General features: G+C 60.9%; 3 protein-coding genes. 1 reads left to right on the top strand and 2 read right to left on the bottom strand.

What is annotated here, in order from left to right:
• A partial coding sequence (locus EN750_RS31595) for an FAD-dependent oxidoreductase (protein ID WP_127399044.1) occupies positions 1-651 on the bottom strand: 651 nt, incomplete at its 3' end.
• 221 nt (positions 652-872) lie between these two features.
• Here EN750_RS31595 and EN750_RS31590 point away from each other — a divergent pair.
• The gene (locus EN750_RS31590; protein WP_127399043.1) at positions 873-1,661 is read left to right on the top strand and encodes an aspartate/glutamate racemase family protein; all 789 of its coding nucleotides are present in this window, start codon (positions 873-875) and stop codon (positions 1,659-1,661) included.
• A gap of 40 nt (positions 1,662-1,701) precedes the next feature.
• On the opposite strand, the gene EN750_RS31585 is transcribed toward EN750_RS31590, so the two are convergent.
• Positions 1,702-2,047 (bottom strand): molybdopterin-dependent oxidoreductase (locus tag EN750_RS31585; RefSeq protein WP_145968099.1); only part of this gene is annotated, 346 nt, incomplete at its 5' end.

The raw sequence follows: 2,047 nt of genomic DNA, 5'->3' as shown, positions 1-2,047 counted from the left end.
CTTGCCGCCCCTATTTTCGACGATGGCCGCCAGCGCGCGCGTGAACTTGGCGGCGTCGCCGGTTTCGTCGGTCGGACACAATACGCCGCCGGCGATGTTGTCGCGCGACGAAGCCAGCGCCGGCTCGCGGTCAACGATTTCCTGCGCGTCGACGATACGGATCTCCTGGCCGTCGGCCTCCAGCAGGCGCATGTTGGCGATGCCCTTGTCGAGCGCCTGGCGGTTGCGGTGGAAGTAAAGAATGCCGGCCGATGTCCTGTCGTACTGGATCGCTTCCTCCCTGACGACCGCCTGCAGGACCGATTGGGAATGGACCGCAAGCCGATGTTTGAGAAGGGTGTTGCGACGCGCTTTGGCGGCCGTGCATTGCATGAGGAAGCGCAGCGACCAGCTGTAGAGATGCGGGTCGGCGGAGAGCTTGAAACGAAGCGCCTGGTCTTTCTGGAACAGTGACTTCAGCAGGATTTTTGGCGCGGCCGGCGATGACCAGACGAAGGAATGGCCGGGCGCGATCATGCCGGCATTTGCCCAGCTTGCCCCTTCGGCCACCTGTGATGCCTGCTCGAGAACGGTGACCGTGTGGCCGTCCTTCTGCAACTGATAGGCAGTGGTGATCCCGACAACGCCACCGCCCAAGATCAATATGCGCATCGCTGACCCGAATGGTTGTCGTTTCTATTGTCGACAATTCAACAGGAAGACGCTGGTCATTGTCAACGGCGCGTGGGTCGACGATCGATTCACCGTTCAAATAGGGCGAAATCCCGGCATTCCCCGGTTCCCAAAATTGGAACGGAGCTCTTGACACGTTTGGCAAAGTTGTCGTTTTTATTGTCGACAATTCTGATTGGCATCAGGAAGGGGACTGCGCCATGGACGCCCCGCTTAGCCGCGCCGCGCTTGTCGTCGACAAGGAACACATTCCGTTCAAGATCGACGACGGGATCGGCACCCGCGCCAATCTCGGCCTGCTCGTCCTTCGAACCGACCAGACCATCGAGGATGAATTCCGCTATGCGCTGCCCGCGCGCGACATCGCGCTGTACGAGGCGCGGCTCTACAGCGATGTCGAGATCACGCCGGAAAACCTGATGAAGATGTCGGCCGTCATCCCGGGAACTGTCGGGCTCTTGCCGGACGTCAAGTTCGATGTGATCGGTTTTGCCTGCACCTCGGGAGCGCTGGTTATAGGCGAGCACAAGGTCGCCGAACGCGTTCACGAGGTGCTGCCGGGCGTGCAGGTGACCAACCCGGTGACGGCGGCACGGGCGGCGCTGAAGGCCCTGGGCGTCTCGCGGATCGCGCTGCTCACCCCTTATCTGGCGAAAATCAATCATTCGCTACGTGCATCGCTGATGGCGCGGGGGATGGACATTCCGGTCATGGGCTCCTTCAACGAGGCGGATGACAATGTCGTTGCGCGCATCACGCCGGCATCGGTCAAGCAGGCCATCTTGGAAATCGGTGCGTCGAGCCACTGTGAGGCGGTGTTCGTTTCCTGCACCAGCATGCGCGTTGCCCGCATCATCGAGGACGTCGAGAAGGAACTGGGGAAACCGGTAACCTCGAGCAACCATGCACTTGCTTGGCATATGCTGCGGCTTGGCGGCATTGGCGAGCAGATTGCCGGAAAGGGCGAACTGTTTCGCCGCTCGCTATAGGTTGGCCATCTTTGGGGCCGCAGCGTTTGCGGTGTGCGATTCAGATTCCGCCGTACCAGTCATAACCATTGTCTTCCCAATAGCCGCCGCGACCGCCGCCGACAGTGGCGAAGCCATCGACCAACTCGATCTTGTAGAGATATTTCGGCATCTTGTAGCCGAGTTGGCGCTCGACGCGAACCCGCAGCGGAGCGCCGTTCTCGACCGGCAGCGGCTTGCCGTTCAGGCCATAGGCGAGAATCGTCTGTGGGTGGCGGGCATCGACCAGGTCGATGCTGCCGTAATATTTGATGTCGCCCGACAGGCTGCGGTCGATCGTGTCGAGGCAATGGAACATGACGTAACGCGCCTGCGGTTTGACCATCGCCTGGTCCAGCACCAGCGAC

This window comes from Mesorhizobium sp. M7A.F.Ca.ET.027.03.2.1 (genome assembly GCF_003999175.1).
Lineage (GTDB): Bacteria > Pseudomonadota > Alphaproteobacteria > Rhizobiales > Rhizobiaceae > Mesorhizobium.
This window is presented reverse-complemented; position numbering and strand designations above follow the sequence as displayed.